Origin of the sequence: Streptomyces sp. NPDC093591 (genome assembly GCF_044764885.1) — a bacterium.
In the GTDB taxonomy this organism is placed as follows: Bacteria; Actinomycetota; Actinomycetes; order Streptomycetales; family Streptomycetaceae; genus Streptomyces.
In genome coordinates this window covers 1-22,859 of the sequence record NZ_JBIWIY010000010.1, presented here as the reverse complement: position 1 = coordinate 22,859, position 22,859 = coordinate 1, and the positions used below count along the sequence as shown (strand labels likewise).

Annotated in this window: 22 protein-coding genes and 2 pseudogenes; 13 read left to right on the top strand and 11 right to left on the bottom strand. The window is 70.9% G+C overall.

Translation table 11 applies throughout. The features are described 5' to 3' along the window. Positions 1-83 precede the first annotated feature (83 nt). Entirely contained in the window at positions 84-995 is a 912-nt protein-coding gene (locus ACIREI_RS21840; protein WP_403335186.1) for a DUF4344 domain-containing metallopeptidase, read from the top strand. A gap of 18 nt (positions 996-1,013) precedes the next feature. Here ACIREI_RS21840 and ACIREI_RS21835 read toward each other — a convergent pair whose 3' ends face one another. From ACIREI_RS21835 to ACIREI_RS21820, 4 genes are all read right to left on the bottom strand, one after another. Beyond that, the gene (locus ACIREI_RS21835) at positions 1,014-1,886 is read right to left on the bottom strand and encodes a trypsin-like serine peptidase (protein ID WP_403335184.1); all 873 of its coding nucleotides are present in this window, start codon (positions 1,884-1,886) and stop codon (positions 1,014-1,016) included. Positions 1,887-2,007: 121 nt separating this feature from the next. After that, positions 2,008-3,015 (bottom strand): DUF4436 family protein, encoded by a 1,008-nt coding sequence (locus ACIREI_RS21830; RefSeq protein WP_403335182.1) that lies wholly within the window; start codon positions 3,013-3,015, stop codon positions 2,008-2,010. Positions 3,016-3,092: 77 nt separating this feature from the next. Next, entirely contained in the window at positions 3,093-3,605 is a 513-nt protein-coding gene (locus ACIREI_RS21825) for a YbaK/EbsC family protein (RefSeq protein WP_403335180.1), read from the bottom strand. Continuing rightward, entirely contained in the window at positions 3,566-4,534 is a 969-nt protein-coding gene (locus ACIREI_RS21820; protein WP_403335177.1) for a DMT family transporter, read from the bottom strand. The genes ACIREI_RS21825 and ACIREI_RS21820 overlap by 40 nt, the downstream gene beginning before the upstream one ends. Positions 4,535-4,626: 92 nt before the next feature. Here ACIREI_RS21820 and ACIREI_RS21815 point away from each other — a divergent pair, with 92 nt between their 5' ends. Next, the gene (locus tag ACIREI_RS21815; RefSeq protein ID WP_403335174.1) at positions 4,627-5,550 is read left to right on the top strand and encodes a LysR family transcriptional regulator; all 924 of its coding nucleotides are present in this window, start codon (positions 4,627-4,629) and stop codon (positions 5,548-5,550) included. A 151-nt stretch (positions 5,551-5,701) separates the two neighbouring features. Beyond that, complete coding sequence (locus tag ACIREI_RS21810; RefSeq protein WP_403335172.1) at positions 5,702-6,745, top strand: vWA domain-containing protein; 1,044 nt, start codon at positions 5,702-5,704, stop codon at positions 6,743-6,745. Positions 6,746-6,837: 92 nt separating this feature from the next. Here ACIREI_RS21810 and ACIREI_RS21805 read toward each other — a convergent pair whose 3' ends face one another. After that, entirely contained in the window at positions 6,838-7,701 is an 864-nt protein-coding gene (locus tag ACIREI_RS21805; protein ID WP_403335169.1) for a phosphotransferase enzyme family protein, read from the bottom strand. Between the two features lie 171 nt (positions 7,702-7,872). On the opposite strand from ACIREI_RS21805, the gene ACIREI_RS21800 reads away from it, so the two are divergent. Genes ACIREI_RS21800 through ACIREI_RS21790 form a run of 3 tightly spaced genes read left to right on the top strand, consistent with a single transcriptional unit; the run spans position 7,873 to position 10,921 of the window. Next, positions 7,873-8,808, top strand: coding sequence for a carbohydrate ABC transporter permease (locus tag ACIREI_RS21800; RefSeq protein WP_403335166.1), 936 nt, complete (start codon positions 7,873-7,875; stop codon positions 8,806-8,808). Beyond that, positions 8,805-9,638 (top strand): carbohydrate ABC transporter permease, encoded by an 834-nt coding sequence (locus ACIREI_RS21795; RefSeq protein WP_403335164.1) that lies wholly within the window; start codon positions 8,805-8,807, stop codon positions 9,636-9,638. The genes ACIREI_RS21800 and ACIREI_RS21795 overlap by 4 nt, the downstream gene beginning before the upstream one ends. Then, a complete protein-coding gene (locus ACIREI_RS21790; protein ID WP_403335161.1) occupies positions 9,638-10,921 on the top strand; it encodes an ABC transporter substrate-binding protein in 1,284 nt (427 codons plus the stop codon). Before ACIREI_RS21795 ends, ACIREI_RS21790 begins: the two co-directional genes overlap by 1 nt. 67 nt (positions 10,922-10,988) lie before the next feature. On the opposite strand, the gene ACIREI_RS21785 is transcribed toward ACIREI_RS21790, so the two are convergent. After that, positions 10,989-11,915 carry a DUF3152 domain-containing protein gene (locus tag ACIREI_RS21785; RefSeq protein ID WP_403335158.1) on the bottom strand — a complete coding sequence of 309 codons (927 nt, stop codon included), beginning with the start codon at positions 11,913-11,915 and terminating at the stop codon, positions 10,989-10,991. A 128-nt stretch (positions 11,916-12,043) separates the two neighbouring features. On the opposite strand from ACIREI_RS21785, the gene ACIREI_RS21780 reads away from it, so the two are divergent. From ACIREI_RS21780 to ACIREI_RS21765, 4 genes and pseudogenes are all read left to right on the top strand, one after another. Beyond that, positions 12,044-12,748 carry a response regulator gene (locus ACIREI_RS21780; RefSeq protein ID WP_403335155.1) on the top strand — a complete coding sequence of 235 codons (705 nt, stop codon included), beginning with the start codon at positions 12,044-12,046 and terminating at the stop codon, positions 12,746-12,748. Positions 12,749-12,816: 68 nt separating this feature from the next. Continuing rightward, entirely contained in the window at positions 12,817-14,244 is a 1,428-nt protein-coding gene (locus ACIREI_RS21775; RefSeq protein WP_403335921.1) for a sensor histidine kinase, read from the top strand. Between the two features lie 5 nt (positions 14,245-14,249). Continuing rightward, entirely contained in the window at positions 14,250-14,822 is a 573-nt protein-coding gene (locus ACIREI_RS21770; protein WP_403335153.1) for a hypothetical protein, read from the top strand. Between the two features lie 73 nt (positions 14,823-14,895). Then, positions 14,896-16,147: pseudogene (locus ACIREI_RS21765) on the top strand (glycosyltransferase). 64 nt (positions 16,148-16,211) lie between these two features. Here the strand turns inward: ACIREI_RS21765 and ACIREI_RS21760 are convergent. Then, the gene (locus ACIREI_RS21760; protein WP_403335150.1) at positions 16,212-18,479 is read right to left on the bottom strand and encodes an MMPL family transporter; all 2,268 of its coding nucleotides are present in this window, start codon (positions 18,477-18,479) and stop codon (positions 16,212-16,214) included. A 355-nt stretch (positions 18,480-18,834) separates the two neighbouring features. Between ACIREI_RS21760 and ACIREI_RS21755 the strand changes: the two genes are divergently transcribed. Beyond that, positions 18,835-19,383, top strand: a complete 549-nt coding sequence (locus ACIREI_RS21755) for a DUF1697 domain-containing protein (RefSeq protein ID WP_403335147.1) — start codon at positions 18,835-18,837, stop codon at positions 19,381-19,383. Continuing rightward, positions 19,376-19,750, top strand: a complete 375-nt coding sequence (locus ACIREI_RS21750; protein WP_403335145.1) for a DUF4440 domain-containing protein — start codon at positions 19,376-19,378, stop codon at positions 19,748-19,750. The genes ACIREI_RS21755 and ACIREI_RS21750 overlap by 8 nt, the downstream gene beginning before the upstream one ends. On the opposite strand, the gene ACIREI_RS21745 is transcribed toward ACIREI_RS21750, so the two are convergent. Both ACIREI_RS21745 and ACIREI_RS21740 read right to left on the bottom strand, forming a co-directional pair. Next, positions 19,731-20,321, bottom strand: coding sequence for a hypothetical protein (locus tag ACIREI_RS21745; protein ID WP_403335142.1), 591 nt, complete (start codon positions 20,319-20,321; stop codon positions 19,731-19,733). The two genes, ACIREI_RS21750 and ACIREI_RS21745, sit on opposite strands and share 20 nt — an antisense overlap. Beyond that, positions 20,279-20,596 (bottom strand): annotated as a pseudogene (locus tag ACIREI_RS21740) (transglutaminase domain-containing protein); the annotation flags it as partial. The gene ACIREI_RS21745 and the pseudogene ACIREI_RS21740, both read right to left, overlap by 43 nt. A gap of 70 nt (positions 20,597-20,666) precedes the next feature. Here ACIREI_RS21740 and ACIREI_RS21735 point away from each other — a divergent pair. Then, positions 20,667-21,689 (top strand): ketopantoate reductase family protein, encoded by a 1,023-nt coding sequence (locus tag ACIREI_RS21735; protein WP_403335139.1) that lies wholly within the window; start codon positions 20,667-20,669, stop codon positions 21,687-21,689. Between the two features lie 21 nt (positions 21,690-21,710). Here ACIREI_RS21735 and ACIREI_RS21730 read toward each other — a convergent pair whose 3' ends face one another. Together ACIREI_RS21730 and ACIREI_RS21725 are read right to left on the bottom strand one after the other, a co-directional pair. Then, entirely contained in the window at positions 21,711-22,451 is a 741-nt protein-coding gene (locus ACIREI_RS21730) for a sirohydrochlorin chelatase (RefSeq protein WP_403335137.1), read from the bottom strand. 6 nt (positions 22,452-22,457) lie between these two features. Continuing rightward, on the bottom strand, positions 22,458-22,859 hold a 402-nt coding region (locus ACIREI_RS21725), incomplete at its 5' end, for an ABC transporter permease (RefSeq protein WP_403335134.1).

Here is a 22,859-nt window from a genome sequence, read left to right as displayed (position 1 = left end):
CCGGCGCAGGTTCCGTGACCAGGGTGGGGTGCGGAGGCGTTCCGCTGCGGCAGTACCGTGAGGGGTGATTCCTCGTGACAGCGGTGAGAAATGCGCGAGTCCGAGCGGGCGCCGCTGTCGTCGTGGCCGCCCTCACCACCGCCACCGGCTGCTCGTCCGGCCCCCACCACGCGACGACGAAGACCAAGGACGGGGTGCGGCCGGTCAAGGTCACCGCTTCCGCAGCCGTCACCGCCGCCCCGTCGCCGTCCGCGGGCCAGGGTGATCTCGTGGTCTCGTACGAGAGGCCGAAGAACCCCGTCGACCGGAGGACCGAAGACTTCCTCAGACGCGCCAAAGTCCTGGAGCGCGTGTCGAGTTACGCCGACGACATCATCGCTCTTCCGTACGACGTGCCGCTGCGTGCGAAGAGCTGCGGATTCGCCAACGCCTTCTGGAACCCAGAGACGAAGGACATCACCTACTGCTACGAGTTCATCGACGCCCTCAGGCCGATCTACGAGAAGCAGGAGACCGAGGGCAGCGCGAGGCAAAGGGGCGCGGCCGTGGAGCAGGACCTCATCGGCCTCACCAACGGCGTCCTCCTGCACGAACTCGGCCACGGCCTCATCACCATGTACGACCTGCCCGCCACCGGCAAGGAGGAGGACGCAGTCGATCAGCTGTCCGCACTGCTGCTCGCCGGCGGCGACGACGAACACCGGAAGTACGCCATCGACACGATCAACGCCTGGGCCGGCCTCGCGGAGGCGGACGCGGCCGGGGAGATGCCCGCCGACGAGTATGCCGACGAGCACTCCCTCGACATCCAGCGGTTCTACAACTGGTCCTGCTGGCTCTACGGTTCGGACCCGGCCGCGTACCAATGGATCGTGCGGAGCGACGACAGCCCGGACGGCGTTCTCCCCGAGGAGCGGGCCGAGGGGTGCCCCGAGGAGTTCCAGAAGATCGCTCACTCCTGGGGCACGCTTCTTGAGCCCTACCTCAAGTCCTGAGGAACCAAGGGCTGGGGTTCACAACTTCTCGGCCTGTGCGTGCAGTTGGTCCGCCACCGCGCCGAGGACCTCACCCTCCATGACCGTGCCGTTCTCCAGCGCGTCACCAGAGCTGTTCACGGAGACCAGCGTGCCCTGGCCCGACTTCTGGTCGAATCCGGCCAGCCACGGCCCGCCGCTCGACCCTCCCTCCATCGGGCAGCGAACGCTCTGTTTGCGGTCGGAGGCCGTCGACGTGGTGCCCGCGCAGTACATCAGGTGCTCGCCGCGCTGCTCCTGGCTGTCGGGATACCCGAAGACGGTCACCGCGTCACCCGGCTCGCGGTCGAAAGCCACTGCCTGCGCGCCGACCGCGTCGGTCAGGGCCTCGTTCCCCTGATCGACCACGACAGCGGCCACGTCGTTCTGGGCGTCCTGCGCCCAACTGCGCGGCATGGCGACCGCCCGGACCGCGAACACGCCGTACGGACGCTTGCCGTCGCTGTAGCCCGGTACGAAGACCATGTTGATGTGGTAATTGTCCGGGGCGGCGGGCGGTTGCACGCAATGCCCGGCCGTCATTACCGTGGAACGGTTGCGGCTTTGGACCGCGGTGGCGGTGCAGTAGGTGTCCTGGCCCTTGTCGTTGGTGAAGAAGAGCCGCCCCACCGTCTTCATTGCGGGGCCACGCCACGGCTGGACGGACGCGGCGTCGTGCCCGAGGACGTCGGCGGCACCGACGTCACGCATCCGGTCTGCCGTCCAGTATGCGAGAGTCTCGCGACGGTCGGCCGCGGTGAACGTCACCGTGCGGATCGCCGCCTCATCGCTCGGCGTGCCGGCCGGTATGTTCCCGGCGGCGACCGCCAGGACGGATGCGACGGCCAGCGTGGGCGCAGCGATCCGATTCATGCCTCGCACCTCCTCGCCCGTGCGCAGCTCACGGGATCACCACCCGAACACGACACTAGGCGAAACCTGGATGATTCGCTCGCTGAGGGCTCGCTGAGGACCCACTGCACAGCGCCGCGATTCAGCCTCGTCGGCCGGGATGCCGCACCCGAACATGCGGGGAGGTACGGGCTCGCGGCCGCACGGGGCGGCGTCCGGGAGGGAACGTACGGCTCCCGAGAGCCGGCTCGGGCAGCGGTCCGCCGTGGTGGTGCTCGACGTAGAGGCCGCGGAAGACGAGCAGGGTCAGGCTCAGCGCGATCAGGGCTTCGGCCCAGTAGAAGGCGGCGTAGTCCAGCAGACAACCGTTGGGAGGGTCCCCCGGTGCGGCGTTGCGCAGGCCGACCAGCGCGAAGAGCGTGCCCGCCATCCAGCCGAGGGCACCCCACACCAGGCCGCGCCGCTGGCGTACGACGAGATGGCATGCCATCAGAACGGCCAGAGTGACGGCCCACATGGCGACGATCATGAACCAGGCCAGGATGAAGGTGCTGCGCGACCTCTGCGCGTGCACTCGCACAGCCGAGGCCTCGGCCTTGTAGGCGACTGCGGCTCGGCGCAGTGTGAAGCGCGGATCCTGGTCGCGCAGCACCAGGCGGGTGGGGACGAAGGTGTCGCCGACGGTGGCCGCGACACTGAGGCTGACCTGGTAGCGGTCGAAGGGGTAGTCCGACGCCGTGCCCGACTCCAGGGGAACCACTACGCTCTTGACCAAGCGGAGGCTTTCCGCGTCGAATGTCACCTCAGGCTGCTGCGCCGAGTTGGTGAAGACGGTGACGTCCTTGGTCGGGGAGCCTGACCCGTCCGAGTCCGCGTACGCGCCGGTCGCTGTCACGCTGAGGTGGACTGTCGCCGTGCGCTCGTCAGGGTCTGTCTTCTGCACGCCGGCCAGCACCTCGATCCGGCCGGGGCCGTTGCTGCCTGCTCTGAGGGGACGTTGTCGTTCGTCCCGCTCGTTGAGATAGAGGCCGGTCCCGGCGCCCACGAGCGCCGCCAGCACCAGAAAGCCCACCGCACTCCACAGCCAGGTGGGCCGGCCCGGGCGGCGGCCGGGGGATCGGCGGGTGCGGGAGGTGGTGCGGTGGGCCATGGTCAGATCCTCGGCAGGATCGTGGTGCGACGCCACAGGAACGGCGGGTGCCCCCCCCGACGTGTCGGCGTCCGGGCCTACGCCGATCCGGGTGCCGGTGACGCGACGCGCTCGACACGTGGCCTCGCCAGCCGTTCGTAGTCGGCCCCCGAGATGAGCAGCGAACGGTCGAGCCGGGCGGCGTTGAAGTACAGCCTCGGCTGGGCCAGGACATCCGGGTCGGCGACCAGTTCCAGATCGGGATCGAAGCTGAACGGCAGAACCGTCCCGGGGACGGCGCGGGCCAGCTGCTCGGCGGTCTCCGGGTCGCTGAAGCCGACGTAGCGCGCGCCGAACAGCGCCCGGACGGCGTCCAGGTCGACCCGCCGGTCCCCGGGTACGACCGCGAGGACATGCCGTGTGGTGCGGCGGTCGACCTTGACCCGCAGCACGATGCACTTCGCGGCCTCGGAGGCCGGGTGCCCGCGCAGCGCGCAGACCGCCTCCGTGCCGCCTTCGGGCTCGTGGTCGATGAGGCGGTAGTCCACGCAGGAGGAGTCGAGCAGGGAGATCAGGTGGTCGTAAGTGTCGTGGAGGGTTCGGTCGGGCATGCCGGGTCCTTGTCGAGTGGGTGGGATGGGGGAAGCCGGAGTCCTGGAGAGCCGCGGTGCGCCCGCTCCACCGCCTGTCCCCAGTACGTGCCGGCGAGCATCAGGGCCGCCCCGAGACCGGTGAGCGCGGTGAGGTGCTCGCCGCCGAGCGCGATGCCGAGCGCGACGGCCCAGACCGGCTCCGTGCCCAGCAGCAGGCTGGCCCGGCTGGCGGAGGTGCGCTGCACGGCCCAGGTCTGCGCGAGGAAGGCGAACACACTGCAGAACAGGGCCAGATAGACCAGCTGGGCCCAGGTGGCCGGGGTCGCGTGAGCGAGCGTCGGCAGGTCGAGGACGGCGACCGGCAGGAACAGCGCCGTGCCGACGAGGGTCTGCACGGTCGTCAGGTGCAGGGGGCGGATCGCCCGCCCGGTGGTGAAGCGGCCGACCAGCGCCACATGCCCGGCCCGGATCAGCGCGGCGCCGAGCATCAGCAGATCGCCGAGACGGGGCGCATGGAAGCCGTTTCCGGACATCAGCAGTCCGACGGCCAGGACGCACACGCCGGTCGCGGCGAAGAAGGAGACCGGCAGCGCGCCGCGGCGGCCACCGCGGTCGAGCAGCGGGGTGAGGACGATGGTCAGGCTGATGATGAGCCCGGCGTTGGCGGCACTGGTGTGGGCGACGCCGTACGTCTCCACGAGCAGCACCGCGGCCTGGGTCACCCCCAGGGGTACACCGGCCCGCAGTTCGTCACGCGTCCACCGGCGCGCACCGCGCCCACGGGAGGTGACGACGCCGAGGCAGGTGAGCGCGGACAGGGCGTAGCGGGCGAAGAGCACGAGCAGGACGGGGAGCGCGGCGGTGGCCGTCTGGGCCGACAGATAGCTGGAGCCCCAGACGAGCGCGACAAGGAGGAGTACCGCATCGGTACGGCGGACGTCGGACACCCGCATACGGTGCACCGACGGCGACCCTGAAGCCCAGTACCAGTCCCTAAAACGATCATTTAGAAGCCCTACATCGTCCCTACACTGAGGCCATGGACGAACGGCAGCTGAGGATCCTGCGGGAGCTCGGCGAACTGGGCAGTGTCACGGCGGTCGCCGAGGCGCTGCTGGTGACGCCCTCGGCGATCTCCCAGCAGCTACGGCTGCTGCAGCGCGCGATCCCGGTGCCGCTCACCGAGCGGCAGGGGCGCCGGCTGGTGCTCACCGACGCGGGACAGGCGCTGGCCGGAGCGGCCGTCGAGGTGGAGACGGCGCTGGCGCGGGCGCGGCACACCGTCGAGGAGTTCGTCGAGCGGCCGGACGGGGAGGTGTCCGTGGCGGCGTTCCACAGCGCGGCCACGGCGTTCTTCCCGCTGCTGATCCGCGCGCTGGCCGGGCCGGGCAAGCCGGTGCCCGTGCTGGCCGACGAGGACGTACCGCAGGAGGACTTCCCCCGGCTCACCCGGGAGTACGACATCGTCCTGGCCCACCGCCTGGACCACGCCCCGCCGTGGCCGGGCACGGTGACCGCGACGACGTTGCTGCGCGAGCCGCTGGACGTGGCGATGCCCGTCGATCACCCGCTCGCTGCCAAGCGCCGCGTCACCCCGCGCGACGTGGCCGAGGAGCAGTGGATCACCGTACACGACGGCTTCCCGGTCCTGGCGGTCATCGAAGCCATCGCCGCCGCGGCCGGACGCCGACTCCATCTGGCCCACCGCATCAACGAGTTCGCGGTGGTGGCCGAGGCCGTCGCGGCCGGCGGGGGCCTGGCCCTGATGCCCCGCTGGACGATGCGCCCGCATCCGGCGCTGGTCCTGCGGCCGCTCAGCGGAGTGCAGGCGCGACGCCATATCGACGCCCTCTACCGCCCCGAGCGGACGGCCAGGTCGGCGGTGCGCACCGTACTCGCCGAACTGGGGCGCGCGGCTCGCAGGATCCAGAGCAGGGAGAGTGACGGCTGGGCGATGCCCTGAGTGCCGCCACGGCATGGCGTCCCGGCCCGGGTGCCCCGGCCCCTCTCGCGTAGGCCCGCTGGGCCGCCGCCGACGTCAAGATCGATTGTCAGTGGTGGGTGAGAGCATCGAAGCATCGAGTCGGAAAGATTCGGAAAGAGGGGGAGCTGCCATGTCCGGAAGCCAGAACTACATCAATCACGTCGCTCTCGTGCTGGATGCCAGTTCGTCCATGTCGCACCTGAGCCGCAAGGTCGTCGAGGTCGCCGACCAGCAGATCGCCTATCTGGCCCGCCGCTCACAGGAGTTGGACCAGGAGACCCGCGTCACCGTGTACGTCTTCGCGGACACGGTGGAGTGCGTCATCTACGACAAGGACGTGCTGCGGATGCCGTCCCTGAAGCAGCTGTACCGCGTCGGGGGAATGACGGCGCTGCTGGCGGCCACGCTCAAATCGCAGCGGGAGCTGGCGCAGACGGCTCAACTGTACGGAGACCACAGCTTCCTGACCTTCGTGCTCACCGACGGGCAGGAGAACGCGAGTCACCGCTGCCCGGACGCCCGTGACAGGGATCCGCGTGAACTGGTGCACGGCGTCGCCAAGTTGATCGCGACACAGGAGGACAACTGGACGCTGGCCGTCCTCGTGCCCGATCAGATGGGCAAGCGCGAGGCCATGCAGTGCGGGTTCCCGAAGGACAACATCGCCATCTGGGACGCCACGAGCACCCAGGGCCTGGAGGAGGCCGGGCAGGTCATCCAGCAGGCCACCGAGAAGTTCATGATGGGCCGCGCCCAGGGCATCCGCGGATCACGGGCGGTGTTCTCCACGGGTGCGGACGTGGTCAACAAGGACACCATCAAGGCAGCCGGGCTCACCCCGGTGGATCCGTCGCAGTACCAGCTGATCCCCGTGGCCCGTGACGCCGCGATCCGGGACTGGGTCGTCGAATGCGGGCACACCTACCGCACCGGTGGGGCGTTCTACCAGCTGAGCAAGTCCGAGAAGATCCAGGCGCAGAAGCAGATCGCGGTGCTGGAGAAGAAGACGGACCGGGTGTACACGGGGCCCGAGGCCCGAGCCCTGCTCGGCCTGCCGGACGTGGAAGTCCGCGTCAAGCCCGACCACAACGCCGACTTCACGATATTCGTGCAGAGCACCAGCGTGAACCGCAAGCTCGTACCGAACACGCGGCTGCTGCTGATGCTCGCGTAAAGCATCCGGGCGACCACCGGAACCGGGTCGAGGGTGCCGGCGGTGCGGGTGGCCACAGCCTGACGTGCTGTTTCGAGGTCAGAAACACGCGCTCAGAACGAATGCCACCGCACCGTCTCATCCCCCTCTCTCAGCGAAGCCACCCGGCGACGGAACTCCGTCAACGCCTTCGGACTGCTCGGCGCATGCTGGGCCACCCACGCACAACTGGCCGTCTCCCGAGCCCCCCGCAGCACCGAGCAGCCCTCCCACTCCCGCACATCCCAGCCGTACGTCTCGACGAACGAGTCGTAGGCCGCCGCAGGCAAGCCGTACCGATCCCGCGACAGCGCCATGACCACCAGGTCGTGCTCCCGCAGATCCACCGAGAAGGTCTCCAGGTCGACGAGAACCGGCCCGTCCGGGCCGACATGGACGTTGCGGGGGAGGGCGTCACCGTGAATCGGCCCCGGCGGCACATGCGGCGTCAGCGCACCCGCGGCGGCGGCGAACCCGTCCCGCCGCTCCCGCAGATACGCCGCGTCTGCCGGATCGATCGCGTCGCCCGCCAGCCGCAGCCACCGTTCCACGCCGCCCAGCAACTCACGGGGCGGCAGTTCGAAGGAGGGAGCCGTCAACGTGTGCACGACCCGTAGCAGTTCGGCCAAATCCCGTGGCTCGGCGGGCCGTACCGGATCGGGCAGCCGGTGCCACACGGTCACCGGGTGCCCCTCCACCAGCAGTGCCTTGGGGTCGGCCGCCCGCACCGCCGGCACGCCCGCCTCGGCCAGCCACTGCGCGATGTCCAGTTCGCGCCGCGCCCGGCCCAGGAGTTCGGCGTCGCGGCCCACCTTGACGACCAGGTCACCGGCGGCGAACACCGCGTTCTCGCCCAGGGCGAGCAGTCGCGCGTCCCGCGCCGGGACGGGTACCACCCCCGCCGCGGCCAGTACGTCCCGCGCCCGTGCCTCGTCCATCGCCCGCCTCCGTGTGGTCGTACGCCTCCAGGAACGGCGTCGGATTCCCGCCATCCCTCGCTCAGTCTCGCATTCGCACAGGTCGGAGCGCGTGCGCGCTGCCTTGACGGGGCAGAGCGCCTTCACGACCATGACGGGGCCCATCCCGAGCGGCGCAAAGGGGCTGATTCCGTGACGACGGTGACGGAGGCGGAAAGGCCGGTGAGACGCCCGCCGGGTGGCACCGGGCGGCGGCGCGTCACGGATCACGGCGCCTGGTTCCTCGTACTCCCCGCGCTGATCCCCATTCTCATCCTGAGCGTCGGACCGCTGCTCTACGGCATCCTGCTCGCCTTCACCGACGCGCAGTCCGGGCGGACCCGATCCACTCAGTGGATCGGCGCTCTCAACTTCCGGGACCTGCTGCACGACACGCTGTTCTGGGAGTCGTTCCGGATCGGCCTGGTGTGGGCGGTCGGCGTCACCGTGCCGCAGTTCCTGCTGGCGCTCGGCCTCGCCCTCCTGCTCAACCAGGACCTGCGGCTGCGCTGGCTCGCCCGAGCCCTCGCGATCGTCCCGTGGGCCATGCCCGAGGTCGTCGTCGGCGTCATGTGGCGGCTGGTCTACAACCCCGACGCGGGCATCCTCAACGAGACGCTCCGCGACCTGGGCCTCGGCGACGGCCGCGACTGGCTCAGCGGGCTCGGCACCGCGCTTCCCGCTGTCATCGTCGTGGGCGTGTGGGCGGGGATGCCGACCACGACGGTCGCTCTGCTCGCCGGCCTGCAGAACACCCCGCGTGAACTGCACGAGGCGGCGGCCGTGGACGGCGCCGGCGCCTGGCGCCGCTTCCGCACCGTCACCTGGCCCGCCCTCAGGCCCGTCGCCCTGTCCATCACGGCACTCAACCTGATCTGGAACTTCAACTCCTTCGCCCTGGTCTACGTGCTCACCAGCGGCGGGCCCGGCGGCCGCACCCGGCTGCCCATGCTCTTCGCCTACGAAGAGGCCTTCCGCTACGGGCAGTTCGGCTACGCGGCGGCGATGGGATGCGTGATGGTCGCGGTGATCTCGATACTCCTCGCCGTCTTCCTCGTCGGCCGGCTCAGGGGAGGTGACGAGTCATGAGGACCAGCACCGCGGGCCGCGTCGGCCAGTACGCCGCCCTGCTCGCCTACCTCGTCTTCCTCGCCTTCCCCTTCCTCTGGCTGATCTCCACCGCCTTCAAGCCCCCGCGCGAGCTGGGCAGCCTGCACCCCACCTGGATCCCGAAGGACCCCACCCTCGCCAACTTCCGGCAGGCCTTCGACGAACAGCCCCTGCTGCACGCCGCCCTCAACTCCCTTGTCGCCGCGCTCGGCGCGGCCCTGATCGCCGTACTGCTCGCGACTCCGATGGCCTACGTCATGGCCCGCCGCCGCACCCCGCTCGCGCGAGCGGCGACCGGCTGGGTGGTCGTCAGCCAGGCGTTCCCGCTGGTGCTGTTGATCATTCCGCTGTTCCTGGTGCTGAAGAACCTGCGGCTGATCAACTCGGTGCCGGGGCTGGTCATGGTGTACGTGGTGTGGGCGCTGCCGTTCGCGCTGTGGATGCTCGTCGGGTACGTCCGCGCGGTGCCGCCCGAGTTGGAGGAGGCGGCTGCGGTCGACGGGGCCGGACGGGTGCGGACGCTGGTGTCGGTGACCGCGCCCCTGCTGGCGCCGGGGATCGTGGCGACGGGGCTGTTCGCGTTCGTCACGGCGTGGAACGAGTTCTTCTTCGCGCTGGTGCTGCTGAAGACGCCCGAGAAGCAGACCCTCCCGGTCGTCCTCACCCACTTCATCGGCGCGGAGGGCGTAGCGGACCTCGGCCCGCTGGCGGCGGCCGCCTTCCTGGCGACCCTTCCCTCACTGGTCGTCTTCGCGATCATCCAACGCCGCATCACGGGCGGCATGCTCGCCGGGGCGGTGAAGAACTGATGCGTACGAGAGTGCTGTGGCCCTTGGTCGTCCTGGCTCTGCTGCTCGCCGGATGCAGTGGCGACGACGGTGGCGGTGCCGACGGCCGTGTCACCCTGCGCTTCCAGTCCCTGGCCTGGCAGGAGGAGTCCGTCGAGGCCAACAGGGAGCTGGTGAAGGAGTGGAACACAGCCCATCCCGACGTCAAGGTCGAGTACGTACAGGGGAGTTGGGACAGCGTCCACGACCAGCTCCTGACCTCCTTCGAGGGCGGTGAGGCGCCCGACATCATCCACGACGCCTCGGACGACCTCGCGGACTTCGCGTACGGCGGCTACCTCGCCGATCTCACCGACCTGCTGCCCGAGCGGCTCAAGTCCGACATACCGCGGCACAGTTGGGACACGACGACGTTCGGCGACGGGATCTACGGCGTGCCCTTCCTTCAGGAGCCGCGCGTCCTCATCGCCAACGCGAAGTGGCTGAAGGAGTCCGGTGTACGGGTCCCGACCACCCAACGCCCCTGGAGCTGGCCGGAGTTCCGCAGGATCACCCAAGAGCTCAGCGGCGACGGCAAGTACGGCGTCGCCTGGCCGCTGAAGGAACCCGTCTCCGCCACGCTCAACCTGTCGCTGTCGGCGGGCGGCCGGCTCTTCCACCGGGGCGCGGACGGCAAGGTCACCATCCGGTTCGACCAGGGGGACGAGGTCGTGCCCCGCACGATCCACGACCAGGCCGGCACCGACCGCAGCGCCTCGCCGACCACCCTCGGCAGCGGCGGCTCGGACACCTTGCCCGGCTTCTTCGGCGGCAAGTATGCGATGGTGCCGCTCGGGTTCTCGTACCGTCAGCAGATCGTCCAGCAGGCGCCCAAGGGCTTCCAGTGGCAGGTGCTGCCCGCGCCGGCCGGCGCCGACGGGCTCACTCAGGGCGTCAGTCCGCAGACCCTGTCCGTCGCCGAGGACAGCCCGCACAAGAAGGAGGCCGCCGAGTTCATCGACTTCCTGCTCCAGCCGAAGAACATGGTCCGGCTGGCCCTGGGCGACTGGATGCTGCCCACCGGCACCCAGGCGTTGAAGGACCCCGCCCTGCACACCACGGAGAACGGCTGGGCGACCGGCACCGCCCTCGCCGCCCACCTGCGCTCGGCACCCGCGCAGTCCGTACGGGGCTACCCGGAGTGGAAGGACAAGGTCGCCACCCCCGCGTTCCAGGAGTACTACAGCGGCGCCATCGACCTCGGTGAGCTGCGCGAACGCCTGGAGAAGGACGGCAACTTGGTGCTCGCCCGGTACCAGCGCTGAGCCGCCCGCCCGCAGTACCGCCCGCCCGCGTCCCGCCCGCCCGTGGGCCCCGCGGTCCCGCCCGCCCTCACGGCGCGGCGGGCCCGGTGAGGTACCGGCCGTCCTCGTCGTACGGCCAGACATTGGGCACGCAGCCGTGCATGCCCTTGATCTGCTGCATCATCGCGGGGGCGGGTTTGCCCGGGCCGGGACAGCCGACGTGGTCGTGGCCGAGGAAGTGGCCGACCTCGTGGTTGATGATCAGCGCCCGGTAGGCCGCCACGTCCTTGGCGTAGACAGGTGTCGCCAGTTCCCAGCGCCTGAGGTTGACCATGACGTTCCGGCCCACGCTGCAGTTCACCCGGCCGCCGGTTTCGAGCCCGTACTGCCCGCAGATCTCGTCCACGGTCCCGGGCGTCGCGACGCGTACGGCGAAATCGGTGGCGCCGCCCGACACCCGCTGGAACGCCGACTTCCCGTCCGTCGTCCAGCCGCGTGGATCGCCCAGGATGCGCTCCACCTGTTCGGCGACGTCAGCCGGCGACAACTTGAGGCCGTCTTCCACCTCGACCCGGTAGCGCAGGGCCGTTCCCGTCCCCACCTTGGCGCTTTCGCCGGGGGCGGTGGTGAACGTGCCGGGTCCCGTCGCCGGGATGTCGGGCTCGGAGGGGCGGGCGGACGGGCTCGAGGAGGGGCTCGACGGCCGGCTCGCGCTGGAAGGCGAGTTCGGGCTCGACGAGGGCGGGTTCGGACTCGTGGTCGCGCTCGGACTCGATGACGGGCTCGGGGCGCGACCGGCCCCGCGCACACCCCCGTCCCCGTCCCCGCCCCCGGACACGAACGTCCACCCCGCGGCCGCGAAACCGGCCGCCCCGAGAACGGCCAGCGCGGTCAGACCTCCCCACAGCGTCCCCTTCCGCGTCTTCCGCGTCTCCTTCCGCCCGAGCCCGGAGGCGTGTGCGGGGCCGCTCCTGCGGCGGCGGTTGCGGGGCGGAGTTGTTCGGTGCGCGGTCATGATGGTTCAGGTTGTGACCACTATGTGATCGAATCTGGCCCGCGTGGTAACGAATGGATAACGGCGCCTGATGTGATCATCCGGTAACAGAGCCCTGGGTCGGTGAACGGCGTGCGGATACTGGGCACATGCCACGCGTTCTGCTGATCGAAGACGACCGTGCCGTGCGGGAGGGTGTGGCCCTCGCGCTGCGCCGCCAGGGCCACGAGGTCGCCGCCGCCGAGACCGGCGAGGAGGGTCTGGAGCGGCTGCGGTCCTTCCGGCCGGACGTCGTGGTGCTGGACCTGATGCTCCCCGGGATGCCCGGCCTGGACGTGTGCCGGGGGATGCGCGCCCTCGACCAGACGCTGCCGATCATCATGGCGACCGCGCGGGGCGACGACGAGGACATCGTCGTAGGACTGGAGGCCGGGGCGGACGACTACGTCGTCAAGCCCGTACAGGCGCGGGTGCTGGAGGCCCGGATCCGGGCCGTGCTGCGCAGGGCCGGTGGTGCACCCGCCGACGAGGGCATACCGAAGATCGAGACCTACGGGGACATGGCCGTCGACCGGGCCGGGTTCTCGGTCAGCCAGAGGGGCGAGCCGGTTGCGCTGGCCCCGTCCGAGCTGCGGCTGCTGCTCACCCTGTCCGCCTCGCCCGGCCAGGTGTTCAGCCGGCAGCAGCTCCTGGAGGCGGTCTGGGAGCACAGCTACCACGGCGACGCGCGCCTGGTGGACGCCTGCGTCAAACGGCTGCGCGCCAAGCTGGGCGAACCCCCGCGCGAACCCCGCTACATCCAGACCGTGCGCGGCTTCGGCTACCGGTTCGCCGCCCGGTCCGTCGCCCCGTGAGGACGCGCGACGGATCCAAGGCGAGGCCGACCATCAACATAAGGCGTCCCCAACTGCGCGGTCTGCGCATGCGGTTGGTGGTGGCGTTCGCGCTCGTCGCCGCGCTCACCGCCGCGACCACCGGCGCCCTGACCTTCCGGGAAGCCCGCACGGGGGTCCTCCAGCAGAGCCAGGACGCCGTGATCAAGCAACTGCGCGCCCAGCTCGACCGGCTCGCCCCCGAGCTCGCCGTCCCTCCGGGCGAGTCCGAGCTGCGGCGCTTCGCGGCCGACGTCGCCGCCGCCGAACCGGCCGGTACCTGGCGGGTGTTGGTCGCCTACGGCGAGCTGAGCGCGACCTCCGCCGTCGACGACCCGTTCGAGGAGCTGACCCCCGCCCTGCGCGGGGCGGTGAACTCCAGCCGGGCCACCGTCTTCCAGCGGGTGCGCAGCGGCGACCATACCGCGCTGGTCGTCGGCATGACGATCGTGTTCGCCGTGCCCGACATGGCCGCGTCCGGGGTCCAGGTCTTCCTCACCGTGCCGCAGACCGCCGAGGCGGCCTCCGTCGACGCCCTGGTGACCGCCATCGAACGGGCCACCCTGCCCGCCCTCGGGCTCGCCGTACTCCTCGCGCTGCTCGCCGCCCGCGGAGTGCTGCGGCCGGTACGCGCGCTGCGGCACGCCACCCGCAGCATCGCCGAAGGGCGACTGGACACCCGGCTCGCGGTCGACGGCTCCGACGAACTCGCCGATCTCTCCCACACGTTCAACGAGACGGCCGCCGCCCTGGAGGCGACCGTGGCCGAACTGCGCGGCATGGAGGCCCGGGCCCGCCGGTTCGCCGCGGACGTCTCGCACGAACTGCGCACCCCACTGGCCGCCATGTCGGCGGTCACCGACGTCCTCGACGAGGACGCCGCCCGCCTCGACCCCGACACCGCCACCGCGGTCCGGCTGATCAGCGAGGAGACCGTGAAACTGGCCCGGCTGGTGGACGACCTGATGGAGATCTCCCGCTTCGACGCGGGCGCGGCCGTGCTGCACCTGGACGAGATAGACCTCGCCGAGTCACTGCGGCGCACCCTCGCCGCCCGGGGCTGGACCGACCAGGTGGACGCCGATCTGCCTCCGCCCGACGCCGTACGGGGACGCGTCGACCCGCGCCGCCTCGACGTGGTGGTCGCGAACCTGGTCGGCAACGCGCTGCGGCACGGGACCCGGCCGGTCCGACTGCGGCTGTACGGCAGCACGGAGGACCTCGCGGTGATCGAGGTGCTGGACAGCGGACCCGGCATCCCCGACGCCGTCCTGCCCCATGTCTTCGAGCGGTTCTACAAGTCGGACGCCGCCCGCACCCGGACCGAGGGCAGCGGTCTCGGCCTCGCCATCACCGCGGAGAACGTCAGGGTGCACGGCGGCACCGTCCGGGCGGCGAACCGTCCTGAGGGCGGCGCCGTCTTCACGGTGGAACTCCCGCTGCGCCGGGACGAGTCGGCCCCCGAAGGTGGAGAGTGAGAGCCGTGCGCCGAGCCGCGCTGCTGACCGTGCCCGCCCTGTCCGCCCTGTTCACGCTCGCGTCCTGCGGCATCCCTGAGACCGGGGTGGTGGAGGCGGGCGGGCCCGCCAGTGGGGTGATCCCGATGATCCCGGTGTACTTCGTGGCGGACGGCAGCCTCATCGCCGCGCCCCGCAGGACGCCCGCGTCGGTCGATGTCGAGTCGGCCGTGGAGCTCCTGCTCCTGGGTCCGAGCGACGCCGAACGCGCCAAAGGACTGACCACGCGGCTGGTCCTGTCGGGCATGCCCACGCTCGCACCGGACCCGCGAGCCACTCCCGCGGCGACCTACAGTCTCCCTCCGGAAGAGCCCCCTGCGGCCGACCCCGTCGAGGTGACGACCAGCGACACGGGCGTGTCCATCGAACTGGCCGCCGAGGCGGGCGAGTTGCCCGGCCTCGCGGTGGACCAGCTGACCTGCACGGCCCTCGGGGTCCAGCGCCTCGCGGACCCCCGTGCCGAACCCTCGCCGGTGACCGTCACGGGGCCGGACGGCCGGGAGATGGAGGGGAGCGGCGCGAGCTGTCCCGAGCGGTGAGCTCGGCACCCTTCGGAATCGAGGCGGGATTCGAGCGGACACCCCCGGGAACCAAGCCGCACCAGTCCACGGAATCCAGTTGCACGAGACGTATCGTCTCGCCTACGGTGGGGCCCATGACCAGTCGCCCCGCTCACATCGCCATGTTCTCCATCGCCGCCCACGGCCACGTGAACCCCAGCCTCGAAGTGATCCGCGAGCTGGTGGCGCGCGGGCACCGGGTCACCTACGCCATTCCGCCGCTGTTCGCCGAGAAGGTCGCCGAGACCGGTGCCGAGCCGAAGCTCTGGAACTCGACCCTGCCCGGACCCGACGACGATCCCGAGGCGTGGGGGAGCACGCTCCTCGACAACGTGGAGCCGTTCCTCGACGACGCGATCCAGGCCCTGCCGCAGCTCATCGAGGCATACGAGGGGGACGAACCGGACCTCGTGCTGCACGACACCGCCTCCTACCCGGCCCGTGTCCTCGCCCACCGCTGGGGCGTCAAGGCGATCTCGCTCTCCCCGCACATGGTCGCCTGGGAGGGTTACGAGGAGGAGGTCGCCGAACCCATGTGGGCCGAGCCGAAGAAGACCGAGCGCGGCCAGGCGTACTACGCCCGCTTCCAGGCCTGGCTGGACGAGAACGGGATCGACCTGGACCCCGACTCCTTCGGCGGCCGCCCCGACCGCTCGCTCGTCCTCATCCCCAAGGCGCTCCAGTGGAGCGCCGATCGGGTCGACGAGAGCCGCTACACCTTCGTCGGCGCCTGCCAGGGCGACCGCTCGGCGCAGGGCGACTGGCAGCGGCCGGCGGGGGCGGAGAAGGTCCTCCTCGTCTCCCTCGGCTCCGCCTTCACCAAGCAGCCCGGCTTCTACCGCGAGTGCGTCAAGGCCTTCGGTGATCTGCCCGGCTGGCACATGGTGCTCCAGATCGGCAGGCACGTCGACCCGGCCGAGCTGGGCGCTGTCCCGGCCAATGTGGAAGTACGGGACTGGGTACCGCAGTTGGCCATCCTGAAGCAGGCCGACGCCTTTATCACGCACGCGGGCGCCGGCGGCAGCCAGGAGGGACTCGCGACCGCCACGCCGATGGTCGCCGTACCGCAGGCAGCCGACCAGTTCGGCAACGCCGACGTGCTCCAGTCCCTCGGCGTCGCCCGCCACGTCCCGACGGAGGAGGCCACCGCTGAAACCCTCCGCGAGGCCGTACTCGCGCTCGTCGACGACCCCGAGGTGGCCCGGCGTCTGAAGGACATCCAGGCCGAGATGGCCCAGGAGGGCGGTACCCGGCGGGCCGCCGACCTCATCGAGGCCGAACTGCCCGCCCGCCGGGCCGAGTAGACGACGTACGAGGGCCCGTTGACTCCCCCGGAGTCAACGGGCCCTGCGCGTCGGGCGGGTGGGGTCAGACCGGCACCCGCTCGCCCTCGTCGTCCCGGGCCGCGCTGCGCGTCACGGCCTCGGGCGCCTCGTCGTGCGTCAGGTCCGGCAGCCGGTTCAGCCACTTCGGCAGGTACCAGTTGCGCTCGCCCAGCAGCGCCATGACCGCCGGGAGCAGTACGCCCCGGATGATGGTCGCGTCGATGAGGACCGCGGCCGCGAGGCCGACACCCATCTGCTTCATGGACTGCATGGACAGCGTGCCGAAGATCGCGAACACGGCGACCATGATGACCGCGGCGCTGGTGACGACCCCGGCCGTGGTGACCACGCCGTGCTGGATCGCGTCCTTCGTCGTACGGCCCCGCAGCCGCGCCTCGCGGATCCGGGAGACCACGAACACGTGGTAGTCCATCGACAGGCCGAACAGGATCACGAACAGGAACAGCGGCAGCCAGCTGATGATGGCGCCGACGCCCTCCGCGCCCACCAGGGACGCGCCCCAGCCGTGCTGGAAGACGGCGACGAGGATGCCGTACGCCGCGCCCACCGACAGCAGGTTCAGCACGATCGACGTGATCGCGACGGTCAGCGAGCGGAACGACAGCAGCATCAGAAGGAAGGCGAAGACCACGACGAAGGCGAAGACCGGGATGACCGCTCCGGCCAGCTGGTCGTTGAAGTCCTGCGAGCCGGCGACCTGTCCGGTGATCGGCGCCTCGACGCCGTCCACCTTGCCGAGCGTGGCGGGCCGTACGTCGTCGCGCAGCTTGTCCAGGCTCTCGCCCGCCTTGTCCAGGTCGGAGCCGCCGACCAGCGGGACGTACACGAACGCGATGTTCTTGTCGTCGTGCAGCTTGATCTCCACCGGCCCGCGCGAGGCACCCGAACTGACCGCCCGCTCACGGAAGTCGGCCAGCGCGGACGTCACCTCGGGAGCGTTGATGTCGTCCGCCTTGACGACGACCTCGGCCGGGTCGGAACCGCCCGGGAAGGCCTCGTTGAGCCGGTTGTACGTCTGCACGATGGGCAGCGAGTCGCCGAACTCCTGGTCCAGCGTGAGGTTCTGGGTCTTCATGCCGACCGCGGGAGCCGCTACGGCGAGCAGCGCGCCGGTCGCCACGACGACCGAGAGGACGGGCCGCGCGAGCACTCCCTTGAGCACGGCCGTCCAGAACCGGCTCTCGCGATTGCCGCGCCCACGGTTGCGGCGGAGCTTGCTCTGCGGGTGCAGGAAGGGAATCTTGCCCTTCTCGACCCGCTCGCCCAGCAGCGACAGCAGCGCGGGAAGCACCGTCACCGACCCGACCATGGCGACCGCCACGACCATCAGCGAGGCCAGGCCCATCGCCTCGAACTCGGCGAGCCCCGTGAACAGCATGCCCGCCATCGCCACGCACACCGTGACACCGGAGACGATGATCGCGCGGCCACTGGTGGCGGCGGCGACCCTCAGGGCGGTCTGCGCGTCCCGGCCGGCCTCGCGCTCCTCGCGCTCACGGCGCAGGTAGAACAGGCAGTAGTCGACACCGACGGCCAGACCGACCAGCAGCATCACGGAGTTCGCCGTCTCGCTCATCGGCATCACATGGCTGACGATGCCCATCAGGCCCATCGTCGCCATGATCGCGGTGACCGCCAGCAGTACCGGCAGCAGGGCCGCCACCAGCGCGCCGAAGGCGATGAGCAGAATGCCGAGGGCCACCGGCACCGCCGAGTACTCGGCCTTCTGGAAGTCGTCCCCGAACGCGTCGTCGAACGTCTTCATCATGCTCGCGCCGCCGATCTCCTCGATCCGCAGCGACTCATGGTCCTTCTGGACGTCCTCGACGGCCTTCAGCACGGGCTCCACGCGCTCGCCCGCGGTGTCCGACTCACCGCGCATGTCGAACTGCACCAGCGCGCTGCGGCCGTCCTTCGAGATGGTCTGCGTGTCGTACGGCGATGTCACGTCCGTGACCCTGCCGGTGTCCTCGACCGCCTTCACGACCGCGGTGACCGCCGACCTGAACTCGGCGTCCGTGGCCTTGAGGCCCGCCTCCTTCGCCTGGATCAGGACGGTCTCACTGGCCGGCTCCTCGATCCCCGCGTCCTCGATGATCTTGGCCGCGGTGTGCGTCTCGCCCTTCAGCTGGTCGCTGTCCTTGACGTCGACCCGGCCCGCCGCCGAACCGAGCCCCATCGCCAGGACGACGAACAGTACCCAGATGCCGACGGCAGCCCATCGATGGCGGGCGCTCCAGCCGCCGGCGCGGGCGGCGAGTCCCCGCACGCGTGTGTCTCCGTTCCCCATGACGGGCTTGCCCCCTTGATTGCGGTGGCGGCCCCCTGCCGCCCCCTTTCGTTTCGAAGGTATGGGCCGGATAAGGCCATCTCGTCGTGCTGTCCGGTGAAGTGCGGCGGCCGAAAGTCATCCGCTCGGCCACCGGCCCCTCCCCACTGGGGAGGATGGGGGTCCCTTACATCTATCCGGGTGGCTCGGGGACCTGGCTCGGGGGCGGGGCTCGGGAAGTGGATCAGCCGAATGAGGTTGTGCTTCATGCTGACCGGTAAGTAACTTACGGGTCTGCGCGGCGGTCGTGCCCACCCCCACGGGGCACGACCGCCGCGTCGGTGTCCGTGTCAGTGGGCCGCCTTATGGTGACCGAATGACGACGACGTATGCGGCGCTGCTGCGCGGGATCAACGTGGGCGGCAGCAGAAAAGTCCCGATGGCCGACCTGCGCACCCTGATGACCGGCCTCGGTCACGACGGCGTACGCACCTACCTGCAGAGCGGTCAGGCGGTCTTCGCCGCAGACCACGGCGACGAGGAGTCCCTGGCCGCGGAGCTCGCGTCCGCGATCGAGAAGCACTTCGGCTTCACCGTGGACGTGATCGTGCGCGACCACGCCTACCTCAAGGCGATCGCCGACAACTGCCCCTTCCCCGCAGCGGAGTTGGAGCCCAAACAGCTCCATGTCACCTACTGCTCCGCCCCGGTCGACGCCGAGCGCTTCGCGGAGATCGACCCGGCCGCCTATCTCCCGGAGGAGTTCCGGCTCGGCGACCGGGCGCTGTACCTGTACGCCCCGAACGGCCTCGGGCGGTCCAAGCTCGGCGAAATTCTGTCGCGGCCCCGGCTGAACAAGGGTTTGATCGCCACCAGCCGTAACTGGAACACCGTCGTCAAGCTCGTGGAGATGACCAGTGACTGAGCGCGATTCCGCCGTGAGCGCCGCCATCGAGGGCGAGCTGAGGCTGCTCGACCCCGAGGTCCGCCGCTCGCCCGAACTCCTCGGGGCGCTGCTGCACCCCGAGTTCCACGAGTTCGGCTCCTCGGGGCGGCGCTGGGACTGGCAGTCGACCGTGTCCCGCCTCCCCTTGGTCACCGATCCGGAGGACCGGTACGTCGTCACCTCCGAGTTCAGGGGCGTCCGGCTCGCCCCGGACCTCGTCCATCTGACCTTCGACACGGTGAACAACGGCAGGCACGCCCACCGCAGTTCGCTGTGGCGGCGGACCGGTGACGGATGGCAGATGTACTTCCACCAGGGGACGCCCTTCACCCCTGAGGAAGCGTGACCCCGCGCAGGCCGAAACAGGGCGACTGGGAGAGGATCTCGCGAGGCGGAGCCAGCCGCGGATCCGCGTACAGGCGCCTGCCCTCCTCGTCGGTGCGCGCGCCGGCGACAGCGTCCAGGAGGGCGAGGTCGTCGGCGCGGAGCGACTCGTGGTCGCCGAAGCCCGCCAGTGGCTCCCAGCCGTCCCAGGGCAGCGTCTCGACGCCGTTCCGGCAGGCCAGATCGAGGACGAGGCTGCCCCGGACGAACCACATGCCGCGCAGGCTCTCGACGGACCAGAACCCGAAGGTCTCCGGGTCCGCGTCCCCGGCCCGGCAGGCCCGCCAGGCCTCGCCCGCCACGAGGAACCGGTCGCGCGGCACGTCCAGCGGGTCGAAGCCCAGGTCGCCGTACGCCGGATGCAGGACCTGCGGGTCGACCAGCCGCCAACTCCCGTCCGGCAGGCGGTACTCCGTGACCCAGTGGTCCTCGTGGAAGCCGTCGACGAGTAGGTGCCGAAGCCGCCGCGGACCCGGGCGGGCGTACCCGTGGCGCGCAGCAGCGACACGTGCAGCAGCGCGAAGTCCCGGCACGTGCCCACGAACCGCTCCTGCGGCCCCCGCGCCTCGGTCAGCGGAGCGTCCCGGCGCTCCCGCAGGATCCGCAGGATCTCGGTGACGTACCGGGACTCGGCGTCCTCGCGCAGCCGTTGCTCGGGGATGGCGTACCCCAGGCGCTTCCCGTCGCCCTGATGGATGATCACATCCCTTACTAATTGGGCGAGTTGACCAGGATCATTCGGCAGTCCGGTGACATCCAGGTCCCCCGGATCGCTGTACGGCGTCTGCTTCAAGTAGAAGTCGTCCATGCCGCGGAACCCTGAAGCCTGCCCCAGGGGCAGGGTCAACCCGGCGGAACGGCTGTGCGAGGCTCGTCCCATGCGCTACATCATCATCGGGGCAGGGGCGGTCGGCGGTGTCATCGGCGGACGGCTCGCGGGCTCGGGACACGAGGTCGTTCTGGTCGCGCGGGGCGCGCACTTCGAGGCGCTGCGGGACCACGGACTGCGGCTCAGGGTGCCGGAGGGCGAGCTGACCCACCGACTGCCGGTCGTCGACGGGCCCGCCGCGCTCGGCGAGCTCCGCCCCGACGACGTCCTCGTCCTCGCCGTCAAGACGCAGGACAGCACGGCCGCCCTCCAGACGTGGGGCCCCGCCCCGGTCGCGGGCGGCGGTACGGCCGCCGAGCGCCTGCCGCTGGTCTGCGCGCAGAACGGGGTCGAGAGTCAGCGCCTCGCCCTGCGGCTCTTCCGCCGCGTCCACGGCGTCTGTGTGTGGCTGCCGTCGACGTACGTCGAACCCGGCGTCGTCTCCGCCGCGGGCAGCCCCCTCACCGGCATGCTGCACCTCGGCCGTTACCCGCACGGCACCGACGAGACCGCCCGCCTCATCGCCGCCGACCTGGAGAAGTCGCACTTCGAGGCGCCGGTCGTGGCGGACGTGGCCCGCTGGCAGTACGCCAAGCTGCTGGCCAACCTGGGCAACTCCCTGGAAGCGGTGACCGGACCCGTCGACACCGAGGAGGCCGCAGCGCTGTTCCGGCGTGTACGGGCCGAGGGCGCGGCCGTGCTCGACGCCGCCGGGATCGCGTACGTGAGCGCCGAGGAGCAGCAGGCCGCACGGGGCGACAAGATCACCCTCGTACCCCTCGACGGCGCCCCGCGCGGTGGCGGTTCCTCCTGGCAGTCCCTCACCCGCGGCACCGGCACCATCGAGGCCGACCACCTCAACGGCGAGATCGTCCTCCTCGGCCGCCTGCACGGCGTACCGACCCCGCTGAACGAACTCCTCCAGCGCCTCGCCAACACCTTCGCGCGCGAGAGGCGGGCGGCGGGCTCGATGCCGGTGGCGGAGCTGGTACGCCTGGCCGACGAAGCGGTCGGACCCGCGGGCACCGCGTAGAACCGGACCGTCGCTCCCAGATCAGGCGCCCACGGCCGCCAGCACCGGCAACCCGGCCGCGTCGTACCGCTCCAGCAGCACCCGCGCCACCTCGGGCGCGGCCCCGAGCACGTCCGCCAGTACGTCCGCCTCGGCCGCGCCCCGCGCGATGCGGTCCGGGAGGAAGCCCGGGGCCAGGACGTACGGGGCCACGGCCACGCGCGCGCAGCCGAGGGCCCGCAGTTCGCGGACGGCGTCCTCGGTGCGGGGAAGGGATGCGGAGGCGAACGCAGGCCGCACGGCGCACCAACCGGTGTGCCGCCACTCCCGCGCGATTTCTGCGATCACTGCGATCGCCTCCGGGTCGGTGGACCCCGCCGAGGCCAGCACGACCCCGGTCGAGGACTTGTCGGCGGGCGTCAGCCCCGCCTCGTACAGCCGCCGCTCCAGGGCCGCCAGGAGCAGCGGCGACGGCCCCAGCACCTCGGCCTGCCGGATCCGCAGCTGCGGCGGCGCGTCCCGCAGCACCGCCGGGATGTCGGCCTTCGCGTGGAACGCCCTGGTCAGGAGCAGAGGCAGCGCCACGACATCGCGGACCCCCTCCGCCGCCAAGGACTCCAGCACCCCTTGTACCGAGGGGATGTTGAAGTCCAGGAAGCCGGTCTCCACCCGTACGTCCGGGCGCAGCGAGCGCACCCGGCGTACCAGGGCATGCACCGTCGCGGCATGCCGCGGGTCACGGCTGCCGTGGGCGATGACGAGAAGAACCGGCTTGTTGAACACAGGACTTCAGCTCCTTGCCAGCAGACCGCGGCTGCGCAGCACCCACCGCTCCAGCGGACTGAAGATCAGCAGATCGATGGCGATGCCGACGACGAGGATGAGCAGGATCGCGAAGAACACCATGGACATGCTGCTGTTGTTGCGGCCGTTCTCCAGGAGTTGGCCCAGGCCCACGCCCAGGTCGGGGTGGGAGGCGATGATCTCGGCGGCCATCAGCGAGCGCCAGGAGAAGGCCCAGCCCTGCTTCAGGCCCGCCAGATAGCCGGGCAGCGCGGCCGGCATCACGATGTGCCAGGTGCCCTTCAGGCCCGTCGCGCCCAGCGTGCGGCCCGCTCGCAGGAACAGTGGCGGTACCTGGTCGACGCCGGAGACCAGGCCGTTGGCGATGGAGGGGACCGCGCCGAGCAG

Coding starts and splice junctions, on each gene's coding strand:
- ACIREI_RS21755 (WP_403335147.1), top strand. CDS start 18,835: ATGACGACGACGTATGCGGCGCTGCTGCGCGGGATCAACGTGGGCGGC.
- ACIREI_RS21835 (WP_403335184.1), bottom strand. CDS start 1,886: ATGAATCGGATCGCTGCGCCCACGCTGGCCGTCGCATCCGTCCTGGCG.
- ACIREI_RS21830 (WP_403335182.1), bottom strand. CDS start 3,015: ATGGCCCACCGCACCACCTCCCGCACCCGCCGATCCCCCGGCCGCCGC.
- ACIREI_RS21790 (WP_403335161.1), top strand. CDS start 9,638: ATGCGTACGAGAGTGCTGTGGCCCTTGGTCGTCCTGGCTCTGCTGCTC.
- ACIREI_RS21805 (WP_403335169.1), bottom strand. CDS start 7,701: ATGGACGAGGCACGGGCGCGGGACGTACTGGCCGCGGCGGGGGTGGTA.
- ACIREI_RS21735 (WP_403335139.1), top strand. CDS start 20,667: ATGCGCTACATCATCATCGGGGCAGGGGCGGTCGGCGGTGTCATCGGC.
- ACIREI_RS21810 (WP_403335172.1), top strand. CDS start 5,702: ATGTCCGGAAGCCAGAACTACATCAATCACGTCGCTCTCGTGCTGGAT.
- ACIREI_RS21825 (WP_403335180.1), bottom strand. CDS start 3,605: ATGCCCGACCGAACCCTCCACGACACTTACGACCACCTGATCTCCCTG.
- ACIREI_RS21780 (WP_403335155.1), top strand. CDS start 12,044: ATGCCACGCGTTCTGCTGATCGAAGACGACCGTGCCGTGCGGGAGGGT.
- ACIREI_RS21785 (WP_403335158.1), bottom strand. CDS start 11,915: ATGACCGCGCACCGAACAACTCCGCCCCGCAACCGCCGCCGCAGGAGC.
- ACIREI_RS21795 (WP_403335164.1), top strand. CDS start 8,805: ATGAGGACCAGCACCGCGGGCCGCGTCGGCCAGTACGCCGCCCTGCTC.
- ACIREI_RS21760 (WP_403335150.1), bottom strand. CDS start 18,479: ATGGGGAACGGAGACACACGCGTGCGGGGACTCGCCGCCCGCGCCGGC.
- ACIREI_RS21775 (WP_403335921.1), top strand. CDS start 12,817: ATGCGGTTGGTGGTGGCGTTCGCGCTCGTCGCCGCGCTCACCGCCGCG.
- ACIREI_RS21815 (WP_403335174.1), top strand. CDS start 4,627: ATGGACGAACGGCAGCTGAGGATCCTGCGGGAGCTCGGCGAACTGGGC.